Below are 23,984 nucleotides of genomic sequence, written 5' to 3' on the forward strand. Positions count from 1 at the left end.
CGAACCATTCAAATATAACAAATTAGGGGGAAGGTTTAGTCATGAAACAACAAAAGAGAAGATTCATGTTCCTGCTGGCGATGGTGTTCGCAGTGTCCGCCTTGTTGAGCGCTTGCGGAGGCAACGGCGGCGGTAAAGATGCCTCGGGTGCCAAAAATGCGAATACCGGTTCCAATGCAGCCGTGAATTCAGCGAATAGCGGAGGGGATCAAGCCGGACCGGACATCTCACAAGAGGTGAAGCTGAAGATGCTCCTGGTGGGCGGCAAGCCGGCCGATTATGACGAAGTGTTCGGCGAACTGAACAAGCTGCTTAAAGAAAAAATCAATGCTACCGTGGAAACTGAATTTTTGGATTGGGCGGATTGGACGCAGAAATATCCGCTGAAGTTTGCAGCAAATGAGGATTTTGACATCGTTTATACGGCAAACTGGGCTTTTTACAATGATCAGGCACGCAAAGGCGGTTTTCTGGAATTGACGGAAGACATGCTGAAAACGTACATGCCGAAAACGTGGGAAGCCATGCCGGCAGTATCGTGGGACCAAGCCAAGGTTGACGGCAAGCTGTATATGGTGCCGAACAATAACATGGAAGTAACGGATAAAGTCGTGATCATCCGCGAGGATTTGCGCAAAAAATACAATTTGGAGCCGATCAACAGCCCGGAAACCTATGCCGCTTATGTGAAAGCCGTCGGCGCAAACGAGAAGGGCGTGAGCGCTTTTGGCGCCAAGCCTGCCGATGGATGGAAATGGCATGAGCTGGACCAGGCTTTGCTCGAGCAGCAAAACGAATGGAATCTTATCGATTACAGTTTCCCGCTGGCTTATAAGCTGACTGACGAAAAGGGCCAATTGTTTAATGTATACGACACTCCTGAATTCAGAGAACTCCTCACCTTTTATAAAGATCTTGCAGATAACAAAGGCTGGTCGAAAAACATCGTCAGCAACAAAAATGACGTTTGGCAGGACATGAAGGCAGGTAAAGTCGGTTCTTACGCGCAAACGCTCGGAACGGTCGGAGCTAATCTAGCGGAAATGCGCCGGGATAAACCGGAATATGAAGGTGCCATCGTCGATCTGACGCCGGACAAGAAAAAAATCGCCTCCATTTCGACGCAAAACGGGATGGCGATCCATGCTACATCCAAAAACGCGGAACGTTCTCTTATGCTGATCGACTTGCTGCAGAACGATAAAGAAATTCATGATTTGACGATGTACGGCATTGCAGGCAAGCACTATGAACCGGTTGGCGACGACCGATTCTCGGCCGGACCTAACGCAGCCAATTACACCGGTTTCTCCAATTGGGGCTGGAACTCCCCACTGAACCGCAAGGATGCGTCGTACCCGGTTGAAGCGGATGAGATTCTTAAAGACTGGGAGCCCAAAGTCCATCACTTCGCGCTGGAAACCTTCGTGTTTGACGATTCGAAGGTGAAGAACGAGGTGTCCAACGTCGGTAATGTGATGCTCCGCTATGCCATTCCGCTGGAGTACGGTTTGATCGATGACCTGGATAAAGGTCAAGCGGAACTGATCAAGCAACTGAATTCCGCCGGCATCGGCAAGATCCAAGAGGAACTGCAAAGCCAGATCGATGCTTTCCTGGCCGCGCAGCAATAAATCAATCATCGCCGGAGTCATGGCTCCGGCGATTTTTCTTAAGGGAGGAGAACAACATGATGAACAAATTGCCACCGATTAGCGAAAAATTGCCTGTGATGATGCACGGAGCGGACTACAATCCGGAGCAGTGGCTGCATGACCCGGCCGTGCTCGAGGAAGACATCCGGCTGATGAAGCTCGCGAATTGCAATGTGATGTCCGTCGGGATTTTCTCCTGGGCGGCGCTGGAGCCGGAAGAAGGGACATTCACATTCGATTGGCTGGATCGCGTACTGGACCGGTTGGCCGCCAACGGAATCTACGCCTGGTTAGCGACGCCGAGCGGCGCGCGTCCGTCCTGGATGTCGGAGAAATACCCGGAAGTGCTGCGGGTGGAAGCCAACCGCCGTCGCAATCTGCACGGCATGCGGCACAACCATTGCTTCACCTCCCCGGTGTACAGGGAGAAGATTGCGATCATGAACATTAAGCTGGCGGAGCGTTATTCCGCTCATCCGGCTGTCATCGGTTGGCATGTCTCCAACGAGTATGGCGGGGAATGCCATTGCGATTACTGCCAGGAGGCCTTCCGGGCTTGGCTGAAACGGAAATACGGCAGTCTGGAGGCGCTGAATCATGCCTGGTGGACGACATTCTGGAGCCACACCTATACATCCTGGTCGCAGGTCGAGTCACCGGCCCCGCACGGAGAAATGATGGTCCATGGCCACAATCTGGACTGGCGACGGTTCGTGTCCGACCAGACGATCGATTTCTTCCGGCATGAAATCACACCGCTGAAGGCAATAAATCCGGATCTGCCTTGCACGGCAAACATGATGGACTTATTCTACGGGCTGGATTACCGGGAGTTTGCCAAAGCCGTTGACGTCATTTCCTGGGACGCATATCCGACCTGGCATGAAGCGGAATCGGAAATCGGTATCGCTTCATGGTTTGCCTTTAACCACGATTTGTTCCGTACATTGAAGAAGAAACCGTTCATGCTTATGGAAAGCACGCCGAGCCAGACGAACTGGCAGCCGGTCAGCAAATTGAAGCGGCCGGGCATGCACCGCCTTTCTTCGCTGCAGGCGGTCGCTCATGGCTCGGACACGGTTCAGTATTTCCAATGGCGCAAAAGCCGGGGCTCCAGCGAAAAATTCCACGGAGCGGTCGTCGACCATGTCGGAAATGAGCATACCCGCGTATTTCGTGATGTCGCGGCATTGGGCGAAACCTTGTCGCGAATGACCGAGGTCGTCGGCACGAATGTTCCGGCGGAAGCAGCCATTCTGTTTGATTGGGATAATCGCTGGGCGATTCATGACGCACAGGGTCCGCGCAATGGCGGATTGCATTACGAGCAGACCGTCGTGCAGCATTACCGGGCGCTTTGGAAACAGGGTGTGCCAACGGATATTATCGGATCTAATGACGATTTCACCGCCTATAAATTGATCGTGCTGCCTATGGCTTATTTGCTTCGGGAAGAAACGGGTGCGAGACTGGAGCAATTCGTGAATGAGGGCGGTACTCTGCTGGTCACCTACTGGTCCGGTATCGTCAATGAAAATGATCTATGCCATCTAAATGGATTCCCCGGGCCGCTTCGGCATGTTTTAGGCATCTGGGCGGAGGAAATCGACGGGCTGCATGACCATGACCGCAACTCGCTCGTCATGTCTTCCGGAAACCGGCTTGGCCTGGAGGGAAGCTATGAAATCCGCGAGTTGTGCGAGGTGATACATGCCGAAAGCGCGGAAGTCCTGGCAACCTACGCGGACGATTTCTATGCCGGCAAGCCGGTGCTGACCGTGAATCGGCCGGAGTCGGCGGGATCGGGCCGGGCCTATTATTTGGCTGCGCGCGTTAGCGAGGATGCTTTTTACGACGCACTTTACGGCAAGCTGGTCGAAGAAACCGGGGTACTCCGCACGCTGGATAGCCAACTGCCTGAAGGCGTTACCGCCCAGCTTCGGTGTGATGGCGATCATGATTATGTATTCCTGCTTAATTTCACCGGCAAAACGGCGAAGGTCCAGTTGGACAGCAGGGAATACGTGGATCTTGAAACCGGCGAATCTTTGTCCGGGACGCTGGATCTCCCGTTATACGGTTCGCTGGTGCTGAAGCGGAAACATGATCGGGATTAGATTCAAGTTTGCAAGTCAACGTAAAGCTGATCCGGAGGCAGGAAAGGGAGGGAATCCCTATGCCTCCTCCGGAATCTATATTCTTGATTAGGGAGGTAGATGGACATGAAGATTCCACCAAGGATGAATAAAAGATTACTGATGGTTTTAACATTTGTATTAGCGCTTCCAAATTTAATGATTACATACTCTCCCTCTGTGACAGCCGCCGCCGGTTCCGCCTTATCAACAGGACTGACACTGGAAAACCCGGGGTTTGAACTCGGAGACCTGACGGGTTGGACGGTAACAGGGGCCACCTATGCCGCAATGGTGAAAAACAACTCGGAAGACGCCCATTCGGGCAGTCATTCATTCAATTATTGGTATGGGGATCATGGCTATGAATTCAGGTTGTCCCAAACGTTAAGCGGCCTTGAGAACGGGACCTATGAATTGCGGGCATGGGCTTCGGGCAAAGACGAGGAACTGGAAGCGAAGCTGTTCGCCGAAACGGGAGGCGTCAATGATGGTGACGAAGTTGGGGGAGAAGATGCGGGCTCTAGCTCTGGAGTCACCATGAGCACAAAGATCGTCAACAACGGCTGGAATGTATGGAAGGAGTATAAAGTAGAGGACATTCAGGTAACCGACGGTCGTGTTAGCATTGGTTTTGAGGTGGCAGCACCGGCCGATTACTGGGGATATTTCGATGATATCCAACTGGTGAAATCGGGGGAAGAAGCTTATGATCCTAATAATTTCATTAAAGGCGTAGACATTTCCACCCTACAGGCACTAGAAGAACTCGGTGTCCAGTTTTATGACGATGGCTCGAGCAAAGATTTGCTGACCATCCTTAAAGACCATGGCGTGAACTACGTTCGGCTGCGGCTTTGGAACGACCCGGTTGAAGCGGGCGGCTTCAATGACCGGGAGCATACCGTAGAGATGGCGACTCGGGTCAAAGCCGCAGGGTTGAAATTGTTGCTGGATTTCCATTATTCCGATTTCTGGGCCGACCCCGGCAAACAGGTCAAGCCCGCGGCATGGGAAGGACTGGATTTTCCGGCGCTTAAAAAGGCGGTTTATGACTATACCTCCGATGTATTGACCGAACTGGGGGATCTCAATGCGTACCCTGATATGATACAAATCGGCAACGAGATCAATAGCGGCATGATTCATCCTGAAGGATCGACCGCTAACTTCGATAATTTGGCTGAACTGCTGAATCAAGGAAGCCAAGCGGTTCGGGATACGACGCCGGAAGGGCAGGAAACGAAAATTATGCTTCACTTGGCTGAAGGGGGAAGCAACGGCAAATTCCGCAGCTTCTTTGATCAAATCAAAGCACGCGGCGTCGATTACGATGTGATCGGACTATCCTACTATCCATATTGGCACGGAACGTTTCAAGATCTGAAGAGCAATATGAATGATCTCGTAGCCCGGTACGGAAAACAAGTAGTCGTTGCTGAGACAGCATATCCGTATACCTATGATGACGGGGACGATCACGGAAATATTGCAGGCGAAGCTGAAACGGACATCGCCGGATTCCCCGCTTCGGTGGCCAATCAAAAATTAGTGACCGAAACTGTATTGAACACGGTTGCCAGCGTCGACGGCCATAACGGTCTGGGTGTGTTTTATTGGGAACCGGCTTGGCTGCCGGGTGTCGGCTGGAAAGCAGGAGAAGGCAATGCTTGGGAAAATCAGGCGATGTTTGATTTTGGCGGCAATGCCCTGGCATCCCTGGATGCATTCCGGTTTGTTCCAGGCAGCATCACCGAGGTGCTTCCGCTGCTGGTATATGCAGCAGATGGAGTTACCGTTTCCAAAGGAACAACTCCGGTGCTTCCGGCCAAAGTGAATGTTCTCTACAACGAAGGTTCCATTCGACCTACCGCTGTTCTTTGGGACGGCATTTCGGAAGAACTGCTTACTAAGCCTGGGAAGTTTACGGTTTATGGCCAGGTAGCCGGTATAGAACAGCAGGCCAGGATTGAAATTACCGTCTTGGAAAAAGCGAACATGCTTCAAAATCCCGGCTTCGAGAGCGGAGATCTGACTCACTGGACAATTTCGGGAATCAGCGCCGCCGGTAAAGTCGAGAAAAATGCAGGAAATGCCCATTCGGGCAGCCATGCGTTCAATTACTGGTACGGGGAGCCTTACGGTTATCAGTTGACCCAAAATGTCAGCGGGTTATCGAACGGAACCTATACTCTTAAAGCATGGGCGTCCGGAGGCGGAGGCGAAACGAAATTCAAGCTCTTTGCCACGGATTCTTCAGGCAAAAAGCAGGGGACCGATATGCTCAACACGGGCTGGAATGTTTGGAAACAGTATGCCGTAGAGAATATCCAGGTTGAAGACGGGCGTTTGATGATTGGATTCGAGGTTGAAGCACCCGAAGAAATCTGGGGATATTTTGATGACGTCGAATTGATCCAAACCGCAGAGGCGCCGACGAAGCCTACCAACCCTACCACGCCAGCGGAGCCCTCGAACCCGCAAGGCGGAGGTACTTCAGGCGGGTTGAGCTCGAATACAGGCAATCCCGGAGTGAAAAGTCCTGAAAGTAAGCCTGCAACGCTAACCATTAAACCTGACCAAATGAAGCGAAATGGAGACGGAATCGTATCGATTGACGTAAGTGAACAGGTGTCTACACTGATCTTAACCGGCGAAGTTATTAAATCGCTTGGAAACAGTGCTCTGGAAGTCTCGAACGGGAACCTGAAGCTGAATCTGCCAAACGAAGTATTGCAGCAGCTTATCGGGGAGACAGCGAAGTCTGCTGATTATTCGGTCTCCCTGCAATTCGCCCAAGGCGACAAGCAAGCCCTGGAATTAGCGCTGGGCAAGGGAACTGCACGGACTGAATTTACCTCGATCGAATATGCGGGACCGATGTATGATTTTAAACTGTCACTATTAGGTCCGGATGGCACCGAGATCGTCATGGACCGGTTCGTAAAGCCCGTAACGATCTCTATCAAACCAAATACGGGAGTTCATAAAAATACTACCGGTATCTATTATATTTCCGAAGGCGGTAACCTGGAATTTGCAGGCGGTCGTTGGATTGACGGGGAAGTGACTGCGGAATTGAGTCATTTCAGTCCCTATGCGGTGCTGCAAGTCACCAAGCAGTTTGTAGATGTCTCCGACACGAACTGGGCATATGAAGCAGTGGCAGGACTTGCAGCCAAGCAAGTCGTTAAGGGAACGGCAAACGGAGCATTTGAACCGGGCCGCTCCGTAAGCCGGGCGGAGTTTGTTGCTATGCTTACCCGCGCTCTGAGACTCAAGCCGGGTGCAACGGCGGGCTTCACCGATGTGGCTTCGGACGTGTGGTACTCCGGTGCTGTGTCGGCTGCCTATAATGCGGGAATCATAAAAGGTAGAGCCGCAAAAGCCGGTATGCAGTTTGATCCAAACGCTCCGGTTACCCGTCAGGAGATGGCGGTCATGCTGATGAATGCCTATGCACTGAAAGGGACGACATCCACGACATCCGAAGGTACGCTTCAGTCAGGTTTGTTTTCGGATGAAGACAAAATATCCGATTGGGCGAATTCAGCCATAAAAAACGCGCATGCCCTTGGATTGGTACAAGGCAGGGGGGACGGGGGCTTTGCTCCGACTGAACCTCTCACCCGGGCTGAAGCGGCACAAGCTGTTTATCAATTATGGATTGCATTATAATATATAAATAAAGCCTAAGCCGGCATTTTGGATGCCGGCTTATCTGTATATCGGGGGGATAAATGCATATGATTATGGAGATCCCATCCTGGCTGGGTTTTGGCATGCTCGTTATTTTGCTGGCCGGCTTCATACAAGGGGTAACCAGCTTCGGGTTTGCACTTGTTTCGCTGCCGTTACTAACTCTGTTTCTCCCGCTGAGACAGGTGGTTCCTCTGATCGTCATCCTCAGTTTTTTTACGAATATAGCAATTTTTATTAATTGTTATAAACATGTCGTAATCCGTAAAATCGGGTTGCTTACACTGTCAGGCATTGTTGCGGCGCCGCTAGGGTCTTACTTGCTGCTGTATGTAAACGAAACGGCGTTAAAAATTGCCGCGGGCGGACTTATCGTGCTGTCCTCGGCGGTCATGATGTCGGGGAAGACATTTCAGGTCACGAGAGAAAGGCTGGGCTTCGTAACGGTCGGTCTGGCCAGCGGTTTGCTGAACGGGAGCATATCTATGAGCGGACCTCCGGTGGCGTTGTTTCTGTCCAATCAAGGAACTGATAAGGGGGCTTTTCGGGGAAACCTGACCTTCTATGCGCTCCTATTGAATGCCGTGACCATCATATCCTATATATATGGCGGTCTGCTTGATGAGGCGGTTTCAGAGACTCTGGTATGGCTGATTCCGGCAATGATTGCAGGGGTGCTGCTTGGAATCTGGGCAGGAGGCAAGCTGAACGAGGCTGTTTTCAAAAAGCTGACTTTGATCTTGATTCTTGTGTCGGGCTGCTGGACGTTGTGGACCGCTATAAAGGGACTGTAACTCGGCTCTCACCCGTCTCTAACCCATTGCGATTTTATGGTTTGACATTATTTTTGCGGCTATGATACTTTAGGCATGAATGAGGTGACTAATTGGATCATATAGAATTATGGATTCTGCTCTTTCTCGCCATTGTCGGATTGGGTTGGCTGAGTCACAAACATAGATATTCCGGCAAAGTGAGAACGGCCTACCGGGAACTTAAGGAACTGGCGGCCAAGACACGGGAAAATAAATCCGTTGCCGGGGATTTGGTGCTCTGGGAATCCGGTCTGAAGGAACTGGAACGGCATCCTAACGAGTATAATTTACTTGACCAGGAAATTGGACTTCGGGAGACTTTCTTGACCTATCTGGTGAAGCATTATCCGCAGGATGGCCGGTTGGAACAGCTGCGGGCCGCGACCCAATATTCGAAGGATGACGTCTGGGGAATGAAAGTAAGACGCTGATTTTGACAATGCTCCGGCTGCGTGCTACGCTGGGGCTGGTCTTAAGTTAAGCGCAAATTTTGCATGTGAAGGTGGATGAAGGATTCACTCATGAGTAAATTCAAAAGCGACTACATTATTACGATGGATGATATTGTGCGGGAAGGCGATCCTATCCTGCGGGTGGTGACCGAGCCGGTCAGCGTGCCTCCGACGGAGGAGGACCGTGAGGAAATGGCGTCGATGATGGCCTTTTTGAAGAATAGCCAAGACCCGGAATTATCAAAAAAATATAAGCTGCGGGCCGGAGTGGGGTTATCCGCGAACCAGATCGGTTTGAACAAACGGATGTTTGCCGCACTCTTGTCGGACGATCAGGGCAATGATCGTGAAGTAGCTCTGTTTAATCCCAAAATCGTCAGCCATTCGACGGCGATGGTGTATTTGCCGGAAAGTGAAGGCTGTCTGTCGGTGGACCGTGTAGTGCAGGGGTTTGTGCCCCGCTACGAGAAGGTGCAGGTCAAGGCTATCGATGAGAAGGGCAAAGAAGTGAAGCTGCGCTTCAAAGGTTTCGACGCTATTGTTATGCAGCATGAACTCGACCATTTAAACGGAGTTATGTTTTATGACCGGATCAACAAGGAACACCCGTTCAAGCTGCCTGAAGGCGTGCAAATCACAAGCTTATACTAAATTGGAGGAATTAAGGATGAGTACGAAATCGGTAATAAGCCGGATCGATCATACGTTATTGAAGGCGGATGCGGGAAAAGAAGGCATTCTTAAACTGGCCGCCGAGGCAAAAGAGTATGGCTTTGCTTCCGTATGTGTGAACCCTTACTGGGTAAAGACCGCGGCCGAAGCGCTTAAGGATACGCCGAATGTGAAGGTGTGCACGGTTATCGGGTTTCCGCTAGGAGCGTCCGCACCGGAGGCAAAAGCTTTTGAAACCGTTCAAGCCATTCGCGACGGAGCTACCGAAGTTGACATGGTCATTAATATCGGCGCGCTGAAGGATGGGGACGACGAAGCGGTTGTCCGCGATATGGTTGGTGTTGTCGAAAGCGCCGCAGGCAAAGCCTTGGTCAAGGTCATTCTTGAGACCTGCCTGTTGACCCCGGATGAGATCGTCCGGGCTTGTCGTCTGGCGGTTGCGGCTGGCGTTGATTTTGTTAAAACGTCAACCGGTTTTTCAACGGGCGGAGCTACGGTCGAAGCGGTAGCATTGATGGCGAAGACGGTCGGGCCGGGCATCGGAGTCAAAGCATCCGGAGGAGTCCGGAATCTTGCCGATGCTGAAGAGATGATCAAAGCCGGAGCAACCCGGCTCGGTACGAGCGCAGGCGTGGCGATCGCTCAAGGGCTTAGCAGCCGGAGTGATTATTAATAAAGCAGCGGCTAATAAGCTTGTATCAAAAGCGCTATTCCAACGAAAAGGGAATAGCGCTTTTTTTGATGGATTTCCAGCGCGATTCAACGGCTCATTAACTGGAAAACCTACAGTTAATTTTCTGTGATTTAAGATTTTTCAGACATTAACTGTAAAACGTACAGTTAATCCGTCATTATCGGCTATCAAAGAGAAGAAAGAGCGAAAATAGCTGCAGGTTTTACAGCTATTTGTGAAAAATGGGGGCAGACGGGCAAATTAGCTGTAGAAAATCCAGTTAATCTGCCTAGATCACCTAGATCACCTGGTTTAGCAAAATAGTTTGGAATGTCTGGATTACCTAAATAGTCTTATTGTCTGGAATACCTGGATTGCCTGGATTACCTGGATTGCCAGGGTTGTCTGGAATGTCTGAATTGCTGGATTACCTGGATTACCTGGAATACCTGGATTGCCTGGATTGTCTGGATTATCTGGCACGGCTGGAATGGCTGGGATGAGGGAAGGCGACGGGCATCTCCCGGGCATCTCCGGGCATAAATTATTTTTCTAGAAACAGGTATCAACTTTTTTTCCATGCCTCCCGTTACATGTACAGATAGTAACCGCGCGGGTTATCGAATACAGTCTGGGAATGAGGATGTTTTATGATAGAAATCAACCATTTGTCCAAAAAGTACCGGCGTGGGGGATGGGCGCTCCATGATGTCACCCTGACGCTGAATGAAGGCATGGTCGGCTTACTTGGGCCCAACGGGGCCGGAAAGTCGTCGTTAATGCGTATATTGGCTACCTTAGTGCCGCCAACGGCGGGCGAAGCGACGATCAACGGGATCCCGCTTCGCAAAGCCGAGGATATCCGGGGCATGATCGGCTATCTGCCGCAGCAGTTCCAGGTATATCCTCAGTTGACCGGTGCCGAGTATCTGGATTACGTGGGCGAGATGAAAGGCATGAATGACCGGAAACGGCGCAAGGTGGAAATCGACCGGCTGCTGGAAGAGGTCAATTTACAGGATAAAGCGGGCAAACGGGTCAGGACTTACTCCGGCGGGATGAAACGGCGCCTTGGTATCGCTCAGGCCCTGCTGGGATCTCCGCAGGTGCTGATCGTCGATGAACCGACGGCCGGCCTCGATCCGGAAGAGCGCGTTCGCTTTCGTAACTTACTCACCCGGTTCAGCCTTGGCCGGATCGTGCTGCTTTCCACCCATATCGTGGCGGACATCGAGAGCAACTGCCGGCAGATCGCCGTACTAGACCGGGGCCGGGTCAGAATGTCCGGCGATTTGGCCGAGCTTCAGGATTACGGGCGCGGCAAGGTGTGGGAAGGCATCGTCAGCGAGGAGCAGTTTGCCAGATTGGACCCGATGTCGGTAGTATCCACACGCCGGAGCGAGCAGGGGCTGTTGTGCCGGGTGATCGGAGAGGCGCCTCCATCCGGTTCGGACGGCGTTCTGGTCCGTCCAACTTTGGAGGACGGATACTTGGCGCTGCTGCGGACGAGCCAGAGGGAAGGTGCTCACGGTTATGAATAAATGGCTTCGCCAGTTCCGTTTTGAATGGAACATGATTTTTCGTAACTTGTGGTTGCTGGCTCTACCGCTGGCATTTGCGGTGATGAATGTGTGGACGATCGGCAGGGTAGCACCCGAATCAAATTTGTTAGATGAAGCCTACTCGTTTCATGCTTTCGTCCATACGATGACGCTGGGACTTGTTATGCTTGTAGGCATATTGTCGGTCCGCAGGGATATCCGCCGTTCCTCCTATGAATGGAGTTCGGCGCTGCCGGTACCTTACGCCACGAAAGTTTCGGCCAAGTATCTGGCCGGGTTAATTTATTTTTCGATCTTTACGTTGATCGCCGCGGTAGTGTTTGCCTGGTCTTCGGCTCAGCGGGGAGTATCTCCTGAAGTTACGCTAGAATATGCGTTGTATTTTGCCGTGACCTATGAGATTTCATATATGGTAACGCTGGCCTTAGCCATGCTGCTGGCGATTGCGATTCCTAACCGGGTCGTCTATCTGATCGGTTTTTGCGCGTGGATGTTCGGGACGTTTTTCATGGACATTTTTTTGATCGACAAAGCGGGGCTTTATCCGTTGCAGACCTTTCATTTAAGCCGCTTGTTGCTGGTTACGAATCAACCTAACGATACTTGGGGCTTCCGCCTAATCGGGGATGAACTGCTATATTCGCGCCTGTTCGTATTGTCCTTTGTCTTATTGCTTCTGGTTGCCGGCGTTACGGTGTTGAACCGGATCCGTCCGACGAAGCACAAACTGGCGGTCTGGAGTGTTAGCGCGTTTGCGGTCTTGCTCGCCGCCCTGGCATTCGTGCCTTACGGCCAAATCTGGCAGGAGCGGTATGAGGGCTATTACGCCAAGCTTGCCGATCCGACTCTCAAGAGCCTGGATGAATCGCCGGAATGGAATTCCTCCGATCTGTTCCGGATTACGGAATATGATCTTAACGTGAAGAGGGAAGCGAAAGACAGTCTGCGGATCACGGCAAAGCTTACGATCCCTGGCGATGATTTGAAGGCTGCGGGGAACCGGGAACTGAACTTAACGCTGAACCGCAATTTTAATGTGCAGAAAATCAGGATCGGTGACAATGAAGCTTCCTTTTCGCGCAAAGGGGATCAATTGGATATCGAACTTCCTGCCTTAATACCTGAAGGTTTGCTGGAGGTTGAAATTACCTATGCGGGGACCATGATGGATTACGCACCGGGATTTCAGGGTCAGGGTTCGTTTTATGCCTTCGTTAAAGGCGACGACCTGTTTCTCCCCGGTTATATCGCCTGGTATCCGCTGGCGGGACACCAACCAGTTTACGTGAAGGAAATGGACGGTTCCGGCATACAGCTTGGGTCGGTGTTTATCCCGCATGCTCCTTATTCGACCGCTTTCAAATTGAGTCTGGTCGGATTCGATCGCCCTTTATATACCAGTCTGCCGGAAACCGGGCGCGAGCAAGGCAAGCAAGCTTTCGAAGGTCAAGTGAGCGAAGGTCTCTCGTTGTTCGGCGGGGATTTTTTGGAACTGGAATCGGGGGATTTTCCGGGTAAAGCGGTAACGACGCCTTATAACGCCAAGCTTGGAGAGGATATTCTGGCACAGTGGAAGAAAATGTACGCTTATTTTTCCGGATGGATTCATCCTTTTGAATCCCGTCTCGACCAGCTGTTGTTCCTTCCAAATGAGAATTATGTGAAATATAGTGTGGAAAATCAGACTTATGTGATGACCTATCTTTTTGACAAGGATTATGCTTCCAAAATGTTAATGAATCAGATGCTCCTGGGAAGCCGTAAAGGCGATTATTTGATCGAAAACATGAGCGAGGATGTCCGCCTGCAAATCCGGGGGCTGATGTGGTACCTGTATACCCGGGAAGAAGAAGGTTATAGTGACGAAGAAATTTGGCAAGGGTCTGGAAATGGATACTTGATCCAGGAACTATATGCAAGAGATGAGGGGACTGATCCCGATCGCGTTGGATTGCAAATGGTAAAACAGGTTGCGCGAGCGTTGGATGAAGGCAAATACAAACAAGTCAAAGAAGTGTTGAATTATTTTTACGCCAAAGGAATTGAAGTTCCCGATCCGAATGTGGAGCCTGTGATTGCCGATAACAAAATTCCGTTTACGGAATGGGAAAAGGAATGGAAGAGGGTGATGGGCGATGAAAACGGCAATTGAGCAGTTGCGGCGCGGATATTCTTTTGATCTGAAACTGCAAAAACAGCCGGTCGCGGCTCTGGTGCTGTTTGTATTTATCCTCTATCTGATTAGTATCCTGCTCGGCGACAAACCGCGTACCGTCTACTATTTTTCGGAAATGGGAATGTACCCGCTAGTCATCATGCTTATGCTGCTCTTGTTCCAGCGGGAAATCGGGGGAGGGAGCATGGAGATGATCGCCACGTACCCGGTTTCCCTGAGGTTGATCGCCGTGCGAAAATGGGTGCTGGCGCTGTTATACGCATCTTTGCTAAACGTAGGATGGATGGCGGTTTATCTGCTGAAGTTCGGGCGGATTTCCACATTCATGTATCCTTGGGGTGGGGGAGAAGGCGCAAAAAGAGTGACAGGGATCTTCCCGTTAATGCTCCAGACGATGCCCGCTTTCATGCTGCTCGCCTCTATAACGCTGATAGGAATGGTTATATTTCGTAAAACCTATGGAGGATTGGCGTTAGGGTTTGCGGTTTGGATGGTTGATACGGTCAGCGGCGGGAGCTGGTTGTCCCGATGGACGCTGTACACCGCCTTTCTGCCGGAGAAGGCATCGTTTCCGTTGAACCGGGTCATGCTGATGCTGGCCGCCGCCGCGCTGCTTGCTGCAGCCGTGTGGCTCATCGGGAAGAGGGAACGCTGGATTATTGAGGAAGAAGAATAACATTGAAATAAAGAAACGGGAGAGGGGGAACGGAATTGATTTCCGATCAACAATTGGCGGAGCGTATGGCCCAGGGAGAGCAGGAGGCTTTTGAACTCCTGGTTACCCGTTATCACGGACCGCTTCTTAGCTATATCACGCAGCAGCTCGGTGACCGCGCAAAGGCGGAGGATCTCGTGCAAGAGACCTTCATCCGGCTCATCCGGCATTTGGAAAGGCATGGCGGGCTTGACCAGCTCCGCCCCTGGCTGTATAAAGTGGCGCTCAACCTGTGCCGGGATTATTGGAGGAGCTCTGCTTACCGCTCCGAGCATGCGGCCGCGGATGAAATACCGGAGGACGCCGACCCCTCTCCCGGAGCGGAAGAACTTCTAGAGCGGCAGGAGGCGGTGGAACAGATTGCGGAGTCCCTCGCCTGGCTGCCCGAAGTGCAGCAGGACGTGGTGAGGATGCGATTTTTTCATGAGCTGAAGCTGCAAGAAATTGCCGAGTTGATGGATCTGCCGCTAAGTTCGGTAAAATCCCACTTATATGGGGCGCTGCGAAAACTGAAGCGGGTCTTGATGAAATCGTCGGATTTGTCACCGCCCAGATTCAGGACAAAATTGAAGGATAAACAGGAAAGCGAGGTGTCATCCCATGAACCCCTCCATTGATAAAGAGTTAGAAAAATTGGAAAGGGAATTGCGCGAACCGCTGCGTCAGGCGGTGCTGCCACCCCCGTCCCCGTCGGAAACCGCGGCGCTGATCGCGGCGCTGCAGCCTGAATTTGACGCGCTTAAAGCCGCTCCTGTCGTGCCTGCGCTTGACTTCAATCCGCAGGTGGAGGCGCCGTCCTTGCGCAAGCTGCTTTGGAGCCAGTTCCGGGTAAACCGGAAATCGCTCATTCTGTCGGGCTCTGCGGTATTTTTGATGCTGATTCTGCTGGTCGACCCGGAAAGGCCGTTTAGAACTTTCCTGTTGGGAGATGCCATTCCCAGCGGATTGTTTCCGGTCATTACGCCGTTAATGCTCATTGCTTCCATGCTATTCAGCTACCGTTCCTGGGACCGGGGCATGCGGGCGGTGGAAAGTATTACCCCGTATCCTCCAGCCCTGGTGATCTACAGCCGGATGCTGATGGTCATTGGTCTTGTGGTCAGTTGGGCCTTGCTCAGCTCCGTGATCGTCGGCCTCAGAGTAACGGCGGCGGGAGAGGTTAGCATGCCGTTTATTCCTTTTCTGCTCCAATGGCTGGGCATTTCAATGTTCACGGCGGGAGCGGCCATGTACGTATTGTTCCGAAAAGGAATGACCCTGGCCTGCGTTGCGGCTTCGGTGGTTTATATTCTGTGGTTCGTGATTGAAGACCAATCCCGTTTACATGGATGGACGGCGTCATCCCGAACGATGGCGGATGGACTTATGCTGATTGCCGGAACTTTGCTGATTCTTCGCTCTTATTACCGCAGCCGCCATCTCAAAATGAATGATGGATTAGGCGGAGGAGACAGAGTATGATCGTGCTGGAAAATGTTTGTCAGCCCCTTGGCGAATTCACGCTGCAAATTGGGCGCCTCCGCATTCATCGAGGGCTGACGCTCCTGGTTGGTCCTAACGGGGCGGGCAAAACGACGCTGCTGGAACTGCTCGCCACGCTCCAAATGCCGCGCCGGGGCAGCATTCTTTACCACCAGCGATCCGCGGCCGAGGATTTACCGCTCCTGCGGAGCCAAATCGGGTATGTTCCGGCGGAGATTGAGCTGTACGAGGAAATGACGGTATATAAGCTGCTTGTTTACTTGGCTGAACTGAAAGGTGTATTTCGTTTGGAACGGGTGGAAAGCTTGCTGCGGGATTTCCGGCTGGAGCAAAGCCGGAATGTAAAGATCAAGTCGCTCTCGCTCGGTGTCCGACGACGAATTGCGCTCGTACAGTCCTTGCTCGCCGCTCCTTATTTTCTGTTTCTGGATGAGCCGCTGAATGCGATGGATTCCGCGGAACGCAAGTTGGCGATTTCCTATCTGTCGCGCTACGCGACGGGGAAAACCGTATTGGCGGCCGTTCACGAACTGAACGAATGGGAAGGGGCGGCTGATCATATCATATGGCTTGGCCAGGGCCAGGTTCGTTTCGAGGGTGAGAGAGAGAGGTGGACGCGCGAACTGCCGCTGAAGGTATGGGAGGGCGTCATTTCCCAGGAAAATTTCGATGACGTCAATGACCGGAATCTGATCCTATTCCGCGAAGTGCCGGAAGGCATGTACATTCGGCTGGTCGGAAAGGAGCGGCCTTTCCGGGGATTAACCGAAGCAGAGCCGTCGATGGAGGATGCTTACTTCGTTCGTCAACGCGGTCGGTGAAAGACTTTAATTTAATTTCATAAGAGATATCTGCAGCACCGGAGAAAAAGTCGATAAACTCTGGTGCTGCTTTATTTTTAACAAAAATAATTATTCATACTAGTTTTATCGGATTTACTATTTTCAAAAGACCATTTATGTGAGAGAATAGTGAAAAACAAACATGTACCTATTTTATTGAACCCATTTTAAAGGAGGAATCACCCATGTCTGAAGAACGTCAATTTGCACCGGAAACACTAGCGATTCACGCAGGACAGGAAATTGATCCAACTACTTATTCCCGTGCGGTACCCCTGTATCAAACGACGTCGTACGGATTCCGCGATACTGAGCACGCTGCCAATTTGTTCGGATTGAAGGAATTCGGCAATATTTATTCCCGTATCATGAATCCGACCAACGATGTGTTCGAAAAACGTGTCGCAGCGCTCGAAGGGGGTGTCGGGGCATTGTCGACGGCTTCGGGGCAGGCGGCGATTACCTTCTCCATTTTGAATATTGCCGGAGCCGGGGATGAAATCGTATCCTCCTCTACTCTGTACGGCGGTACATATAATCTGTTTGCGATTACGCTGGCTAAGCTCGGCATTAAAGTAAGATTTGTGGATGCGTCAAATCCGGAAAACTTCCGGGCTGCGGTCACCGATAAAACGAAGGCATTCTTTGCCGAGTCCATCGGAAACCCGAAGGGTGATGTGCTCGATATCGAAGCGGTTGCCGCCATTGCGCATGAAAGCGGAGTTCCGCTGATCATCGATAATACGTTCCCGAGTCCGTATTTGCTTCGTCCGATCGACTTCGGTGCGGACATCGTCGTACACTCGGCAACCAAATTCATCGGCGGGCATGGAACATCAATCGGCGGTATTATCGTCGACGGCGGGAAGTTCGACTGGAAGTCGAATGATAAATTCCCCGGCTTAACTCAGCCGGATCCAAGCTATAACGGCGTAGTATACACCGATGCCGTCGGACCGCTGGCTTACATTATCAAGGCTCGCGTCCAGCTCCAACGCGACATTGGCGCATCGTTATCCCCGTTCAATGCATGGATGCTGCTTCAAGGACTAGAAACGCTGCATCTGCGCGTAGAACGCCACAGCCAAAACGCGCTCAAAGTCGCGCAGTACCTGGAAGGGCATGAGCATGTGGAATGGGTAAGCTATGCGGGGCTTCCAAGTCACGAGTCCTACGAGCTGGCTCAGAAATATTTGCCGAAAGGTCAAGGAGCGATTCTAACCTTTGGAATTAAGGGCGGCGTCGAAGCGGGCCGCAAGCTGATCGAGAACGTGAAGCTGTTCTCGCACTTGGCGAATGTCGGCGATTCCAAGTCGCTGATCATCCATCCGGCAAGCACGACGCATCAGCAGCTGTCGGAAGAGGATCAAATCGCAGCCGGCGTTAATCCGGAGTTGATCCGTCTATCGGTCGGCACCGAGTCCATCGACGATATCATTTACGATCTGGAGCAAGCGATCGCCGCAAGCCAGGCATAATCATATTTAATTAATAGTTAAAGAGTGAGCCTCTATTCGGAGTACCGAGTAGAGGCTTTTTCTTTCCGCGGGAAAAGGACCGGCTTAAGCAGAACATCATAGAATGGGCAGGCAGATTGTTTACATTTGCATAAAATAGGTATAAAATAAACATAAAGTTTCCCTTGAGCAATTTTATTGCTCTAGTGCAAAAATGATTATCATTCTCAATTCCATGCTGCTTCGGGATCATTCCCGAAGCAGCATGTGTCATTTTAAGGGGGCTAACAATAATTTTCATTCTCAATGGATCAAATTTGCCGGTTCATTGTGCATTCGCAAAAGGAGGAATCAATAATGCAAGCTAAAGCTGTCCATAATCCGGTATCGATGACTCGAAAAAAGGCCAATCAACCCCAACCGCGGCCACCGCGGAGAACCGTTATTCTTCGGCTGCTTCGGCATCGTGAAATGCTGCTCGCTCTGGGGAGCGGTGTTCTCATGCTTGCGGGCTGGGGAGCCGGGGCATGGTCCGGAACACTATCGATTGCCTTATATATCGCCGCTTATGGTTTAGGCGGATTTGTTAAAGCTCGGGAAGGGCTGCGGACACTGTTTCTGGACAAAGACCTGGATGTCAATCTGTTGATGATTGCAGCCGCTCTAGGCGCCGCCTCCATTGGCTACTGGAATGAAGGAGCGATGCTGATATTCATTTTTTCGCTCAGCGGCGCGCTGGAATCCTTTGCTAGCGATCGCAGCCGGAAAGACATTTCCGCGCTGGTGGCCCTGAAACCGGAAACCGCGTTAAAAGTGGACGGAAGCGGCATGAGAACCGTGGCCGTCGAGGAATTAATCATCGGCGATCTCGTACTTGTGAAGCCGGGAGAGATCATTCCGGCGGACGGTGTGGTCTCGAGCGGAGGTTCGTCGGTCAACCAAGCGGCAATTACCGGGGAGTCCGTTCCAGTAGATAAAGGAGCTGGCGACGAAGTATTCGCCGGAACATTAAACGGAGAAGGCGCTCTGTATGTGGAAGTCACTCGCCCGGCTGAAGGAACGCTGTTTGCCAAAATTATTGCATTGGTGGAGCAAGCGGAAAATGAAGCGCCCCGGACTCAGCGGTTTATCAAGCGGCTTGAAGGCAGTTATGCCAAAGGGGTTGTGGCGATGACCGCGATCCTGCTGTTGTCGGGTCCGCTTCTGCTTGGCTGGTCCTGGTCGTTGACGTTTTATAAAGCGATGGTGTTTCTGGTTGTGGCTTCCCCATGCGCCCTGGTCTCCTCAGTCATGCCGGCCATGCTGTCGGCGATGTCGAGGAGTGCAAGAAAGGGCGTATTGTTTAAAGGAGCCGCCTATATGGATTTGATGGCAGGCGTCAAAGTCGTGGCGTTCGACAAGACCGGAACGCTGACTTCCGGCTCTCCGGTGGTGACGGAAGTGGTGGCGGCGGAAGGATTCGACCGCAATCAGGTGCTCGCAGCCTGCGCCTCTGCGGAGAGGTTGTCGGAGCACCCGTTGGCCCGAGCCATCGTCTCGCATGCAGAGGAAGAAGGGCTTGAGCTGGATACAGCGGAAGAAATGAAGGCTTTGCCGGGCTGGGGAATTGAAGCCCGGATTGACGGGACGGTTTGGCGGATCGGCAAGGCCGATGCTTCGGAACCGGGGTTGCCGGATGATCTGAAGGAAAGTATTCAAAGACTTGCGAATGAGGGGAATACCGTCTCCGTTATACGGCGGGAAGACGAATATGCAGGCATTCTTGCGCTCCGTGATCAGGTCAGACCGGAAGCGAAGCAGGCGATTCGGCAGCTTCAGAAGCTCGGGATCGCAACGGCGATGCTAACGGGGGATCGCGGCGAAACGGCTAGGGCGGTTGCCGGAGAAGCGGGCATTGATCTGGTGTACGGCGATCTGCTGCCGGAGGATAAAGTCCGGCATGTCAGCGAACTGCGGAGCCGATACGGTCATGCCGTTATGGTTGGAGACGGCGTCAATGACGCGCCGGCTCTGGCCGCCGCTACCGTCGGCATCGCCATGGGTGACAAGGGGAGCGGTGCGGCGCTGGAGGTAGCGGATGTGGTGCTGATGAACGACAACCTCGAGCGGGTAGCCGAAACGATCCAACTGGCCGTAAGGGCGAGAAGAATCGTAATGCAAAATCTGACGTTTGCCGGAGCGGTTATTCTGCTTCTGATCGCCGGCAATTTCATTCAGGGCATTCCGCTTCCGCTTGGAGTCGTGGGTCATGAGGGCAGCACGATTCTCGTTATTTTAAACGGCCTGCGCCTGTTGCGAAACCGGATTGCACTATAAATGTGAATTACCACTATAAATTCAAGTAATTCATCATTCCTTCATTTAACCTTCACCGAACCCTCCCGGTACCCTTGTTGACAGTACGCCGGGGATTCCACATAATTAATCTCATAATCTATTTTTCGTAACATGCCTTGAAGGAGGATGCTATATATGTATAAATCCATTATTATCGGAACGGGTCCTGCGGGATTGACCGCCGCAATTTACCTGGCTCGCGCCAACCTGAAGCCGCTTGTCATTGAAGGTCCGCAACCGGGCGGACAGCTTACTACGACTACGGAAGTAGAGAACTTCCCGGGCTTCCCGGAAGGAATCATGGGGCCGGAGCTGATGGACAACATGCGTCAGCAGGCTGAACGTTTCGGTGCGGAATTCCGCACCGGCTGGGTAAACAGCGTGGATATGAGTTCCCGTCCGTTCAAGCTTCAAGTGGAAGGACTCGGAGAGCTTATAACGGATACGCTCGTACTGTCCACGGGAGCTACCGCCAAGTATTTGGGAATTCCGGGAGAAACCGATAATGTCGGACGCGGCGTAAGCACTTGCGCGACATGTGACGGATTCTTCTTCCGGGGTAAAGAGATTATCGTCGTAGGCGGCGGAGACTCCGCTTTGGAAGAAGCCGGCTTCCTGACGCGCTTCGCATCCAAGGTGACGCTGGTACACCGCCGGAACGAACTGCGCGCCTCCAAGATCATGCAGGACCGCGTACGCGGCAACGAAAAAGTGGAATGGGCACTGAACCGCACACCGCTTGAGGTTGTGACCAACGAGAACGGCGTGACAGGATTGAAAGTGCTGAACAATGAAACGGGCGAAGAAGAAGTTATTACCGCCTCCGGCGTATTCGTAGCGATCGGCCACCATCCGAACACCGGCTTCCTCGGCGGACAAATCGACACCGATGAGAACGGGTATATCGTGGTGAAACCGGGAACTTCGGAAACTAACGTACCTGGCGTATTCGCTTGCGGAGACGTTCAAGATACGCGCTACCGTCAAGCTATCACGGCTGCGGGCAGCGGATGTATGGCTGCGATCGATTGCGAGAAATATATTGAGAACCTGGAACATCAAGCTACGGCAGCTGCCGTTAATTAATTGTTCGAATTTAACATCTCAGTCTTTTGAAGGGAGTATTTCGACATCATGGAGAACGTTATCGTATATACAAGTACGAACTGCCCTCACTGCCGTCAAGTCAAAAGCTTTCTGGGCGAGAAGGGCGTAGCTTTTGAAGAGCGTAACATTGAGCAAAACGAGGAATACGCTCAGCAAGTATGGGATATGGGAATGCGCGCTGTCCCAGTAACTTTGATTGGCGAACACCGTATTCTCGGTATGAACAAAACCCAGTTTGAAAAGGCGCTTGCCGCACAGGCTTAATATCTTTTACTTTCTAAACGGAGATAATTCAAAGGGCTTGTTCCCAAAGCAGTCCGCTGGGCGATTGATTCGCTTAACATAATAACGAAAAGGCGGTGACAGGGATGGATTCCCTTGCACCGCCTTTTTCATTAAAACTAATGAAATAGGGACTTCCCTCAAGTCAAATTTGACCCATTCAGGAAGTCCCCTTTGTGAAGAACAGTGGCTCAATGTTAGGCTTAATGTTCCTCACTGCGGAATATAATCAGATGATGTATTGGCAACGATGTAATATTACGGTTAGCTAAACATACCCGCAATAAGCTGAAAGACGAAATACCCGATAACTCCGCCGCCGATGAGGCTAAGCCCCGCTTTCTTTCTGCCTTGGAACAAACGCAGTACCCCTAAGCTTACCAAGGGAGCAATGATGAGCAGAAAGAACATGACGGCAACGAACAATTCAATGGAAATATCCGAAAGATTGACGATTGTCATAGCTTTTTGGTCGCTCTCCGTTCTTGTCAGGTTTAAGTTAGCAATGATTTATATCACAACAATATGTTTTTTATTATATCAAAGCGGGATTTAATTTGGCGAAAGGATTTTCCTAAAATAAGTCTATTTCACGTCTTTTTTTGGGTGAAGAAATGATAAATACCCTTTCCCGGCGGGGTTCGTGTCTGCTCGACAAAACTAGAAAGCCTTTGCAGGACAGGCTGTGCTACAATGGGCTTAACAACGCCAGTTCACTTTCAACCAGATTTCTTGAAACCGGAATTTTATAGTAAGGGAGCTGTGGGAACATGGGACAGAGCATGCCTAAACGCTGGATAACGGCAGGATTGCTGGGGGCCTTGCTGATGGGGACGGTGCCTGCCGACTGGAATACGATCACGGTATTTGCCGCTTCGGACAATGCCTATGTGACGACAGTCAAGGAAGTGCAGCAGGAAATGGCCGAAGGGCTGGGAGCGCGCAAAACCTCCATGACTATAAAATATAAGGGAAATACGAAAAACCTGGAGAGTCTGCTTAAAAAGGCGATAAATGGAGCGCTTGACAGCGATCCGTACACGAAATATATCGTGGACCGGTACACCTACTCCTGGCGGGGAACGAGCGGTTCCGCCAAGATCAATCTTAGCGTGACTTACCGGGAAAACGCCGAGCAGTCCGCCTATGTGACCAATCGCGTCTCGGGAATATTGAAAGATATCATTTCCCCCGGAATGAATGATCATGAAAAAGTAAAAGCGATCCATGACTTCGTGGTGCAAAACCTGAAATACGACGAGGGATTAAAGAAATATACAGCCTATGAGGGGCTGCGGACCGGAGAAGCGGTTTGTCAGGGGTACACTTTGCTGACCTACAAGCTGCTGGAAGGAGCCGGCATCAATAATGTGATCGTAGAAGGCACGGCAGGCGGACAATTGCATGCCTGGAACCTCGTGGAATTAGAAAAGAAGTGGTATCATCTCGATACCACTTGGGACGATCCCATCTCGGCTCCGCGAGAACAGATCAGCTATGCGTATTATTTACGGACGGATGAACAAATGCGTCAGGATCATCAGTGGATCTCCAAATATCCGGCGGCATCCTCGCTTTATCGCGAAACCTTGAGCACGCTGGTCAACAAAGGAGGAGCCCAATCTTCCGGCTACAAAAAGCTGCAAAAGCAATTGGGTTATCATTTGTACGACCCTTCTGCTGCTGTCAGCAGTTCAGCAGGGCTCCAGACTAAGGTCAGGCAAGAACTCCAATCCGGAGGCCTTACGGTAACAGTCCGGTATTCCGGAACCGAACAGGAGCTGTTGCAGGATTTGGAAAGTCTTTATGATCTGTCCGCATCTTTAGATAATATCCAATACCTTTCAAAGCCGTTGGAAGGGACCGAGGATTTGCGGGTCGAGATCCATTGGGAAACCCGGTGACAGGCTCCGATTCGCTCCG

Annotated in this window: 19 protein-coding genes; 18 read left to right on the top strand and 1 reads right to left on the bottom strand. The window is 51.6% G+C overall.

Going from position 1 to position 23,984, the window contains the following annotated elements:
- Positions 1-41 precede the first annotated feature (41 nt).
- The 17 genes from KB559_RS19955 to KB559_RS20035 all read left to right on the top strand — a co-directional run bounded on the left by KB559_RS19955 (position 42) and on the right by KB559_RS20035 (position 22,043).
- A complete protein-coding gene (locus tag KB559_RS19955; RefSeq protein WP_211024331.1) occupies positions 42-1,634 on the top strand; it encodes an ABC transporter substrate-binding protein in 1,593 nt (530 codons plus the stop codon).
- A gap of 56 nt (positions 1,635-1,690) precedes the next feature.
- Positions 1,691-3,772, top strand: coding sequence for a beta-galactosidase (locus KB559_RS19960; RefSeq protein ID WP_282103183.1), 2,082 nt, complete (start codon positions 1,691-1,693; stop codon positions 3,770-3,772).
- Positions 3,773-3,970: 198 nt separating this feature from the next.
- Entirely contained in the window at positions 3,971-7,468 is a 3,498-nt protein-coding gene (locus KB559_RS19965) for a glycosyl hydrolase 53 family protein (protein WP_211024334.1), read from the top strand.
- 68 nt (positions 7,469-7,536) lie between these two features.
- Positions 7,537-8,283, top strand: coding sequence for a sulfite exporter TauE/SafE family protein (locus KB559_RS19970; RefSeq protein ID WP_244861610.1), 747 nt, complete (start codon positions 7,537-7,539; stop codon positions 8,281-8,283).
- 92 nt (positions 8,284-8,375) lie between these two features.
- Entirely contained in the window at positions 8,376-8,735 is a 360-nt protein-coding gene (locus KB559_RS19975) for a hypothetical protein (RefSeq protein ID WP_211024336.1), read from the top strand.
- Between the two features lie 90 nt (positions 8,736-8,825).
- Positions 8,826-9,407 (top strand): peptide deformylase, encoded by a 582-nt coding sequence (gene def, locus KB559_RS19980; RefSeq protein WP_211024338.1) that lies wholly within the window; start codon positions 8,826-8,828, stop codon positions 9,405-9,407.
- 16 nt (positions 9,408-9,423) lie between these two features.
- Positions 9,424-10,101 carry a deoxyribose-phosphate aldolase gene (gene deoC, locus KB559_RS19985; RefSeq protein WP_211024340.1) on the top strand — a complete coding sequence of 226 codons (678 nt, stop codon included), beginning with the start codon at positions 9,424-9,426 and terminating at the stop codon, positions 10,099-10,101.
- A gap of 650 nt (positions 10,102-10,751) precedes the next feature.
- A complete protein-coding gene (locus KB559_RS19990) occupies positions 10,752-11,642 on the top strand; it encodes an ABC transporter ATP-binding protein (protein WP_211024343.1) in 891 nt (296 codons plus the stop codon).
- On the top strand, positions 11,635-13,815 hold the full coding sequence (locus KB559_RS19995; protein ID WP_211024345.1) for an ABC transporter permease: 2,181 nt from the start codon (positions 11,635-11,637) through the stop codon (positions 13,813-13,815). The genes KB559_RS19990 and KB559_RS19995 overlap by 8 nt, the downstream gene beginning before the upstream one ends.
- The gene (locus KB559_RS20000; RefSeq protein WP_211024348.1) at positions 13,799-14,515 is read left to right on the top strand and encodes a hypothetical protein; all 717 of its coding nucleotides are present in this window, start codon (positions 13,799-13,801) and stop codon (positions 14,513-14,515) included. Before KB559_RS19995 ends, KB559_RS20000 begins: the two co-directional genes overlap by 17 nt.
- 35 nt (positions 14,516-14,550) lie before the next feature.
- Positions 14,551-15,171, top strand: a complete 621-nt coding sequence (locus tag KB559_RS20005) for an RNA polymerase sigma factor (RefSeq protein ID WP_211024350.1) — start codon at positions 14,551-14,553, stop codon at positions 15,169-15,171.
- The gene (locus KB559_RS20010) at positions 15,155-16,015 is read left to right on the top strand and encodes a hypothetical protein (RefSeq protein WP_211024353.1); all 861 of its coding nucleotides are present in this window, start codon (positions 15,155-15,157) and stop codon (positions 16,013-16,015) included. Before KB559_RS20005 ends, KB559_RS20010 begins: the two co-directional genes overlap by 17 nt.
- The gene (locus tag KB559_RS20015; RefSeq protein ID WP_211024355.1) at positions 16,012-16,857 is read left to right on the top strand and encodes an ATP-binding cassette domain-containing protein; all 846 of its coding nucleotides are present in this window, start codon (positions 16,012-16,014) and stop codon (positions 16,855-16,857) included. Before KB559_RS20010 ends, KB559_RS20015 begins: the two co-directional genes overlap by 4 nt.
- A 206-nt stretch (positions 16,858-17,063) precedes the next feature.
- Complete coding sequence (locus tag KB559_RS20020; protein ID WP_211024357.1) at positions 17,064-18,356, top strand: homocysteine synthase; 1,293 nt, start codon at positions 17,064-17,066, stop codon at positions 18,354-18,356.
- 336 nt (positions 18,357-18,692) lie between these two features.
- Entirely contained in the window at positions 18,693-20,651 is a 1,959-nt protein-coding gene (locus KB559_RS20025; RefSeq protein WP_211024359.1) for a heavy metal translocating P-type ATPase, read from the top strand.
- 156 nt (positions 20,652-20,807) lie between these two features.
- Positions 20,808-21,758: a thioredoxin-disulfide reductase gene (gene trxB / locus KB559_RS20030; RefSeq protein WP_211024362.1), complete on the top strand. Its 951-nt coding sequence runs from the start codon at positions 20,808-20,810 to the stop codon at positions 21,756-21,758.
- A gap of 48 nt (positions 21,759-21,806) precedes the next feature.
- Positions 21,807-22,043 carry a glutaredoxin family protein gene (locus KB559_RS20035; RefSeq protein WP_211024364.1) on the top strand — a complete coding sequence of 79 codons (237 nt, stop codon included), beginning with the start codon at positions 21,807-21,809 and terminating at the stop codon, positions 22,041-22,043.
- A 282-nt stretch (positions 22,044-22,325) separates the two neighbouring features.
- On the opposite strand, the gene KB559_RS20040 is transcribed toward KB559_RS20035, so the two are convergent.
- Positions 22,326-22,523, bottom strand: coding sequence for a hypothetical protein (locus KB559_RS20040; RefSeq protein WP_211024367.1), 198 nt, complete (start codon positions 22,521-22,523; stop codon positions 22,326-22,328).
- A 308-nt stretch (positions 22,524-22,831) separates the two neighbouring features.
- Here KB559_RS20040 and KB559_RS20045 point away from each other — a divergent pair, with 308 nt between their 5' ends.
- On the top strand, positions 22,832-23,965 hold the full coding sequence (locus KB559_RS20045) for a transglutaminase domain-containing protein (protein WP_211024369.1): 1,134 nt from the start codon (positions 22,832-22,834) through the stop codon (positions 23,963-23,965).
- Positions 23,966-23,984: the final 19 nt, after the last annotated feature.

Source organism: Paenibacillus sp. Marseille-P2973 (assembly GCF_018101095.1).
GTDB lineage: Bacteria > Bacillota > Bacilli > Paenibacillales > Paenibacillaceae > Fontibacillus > Fontibacillus vini.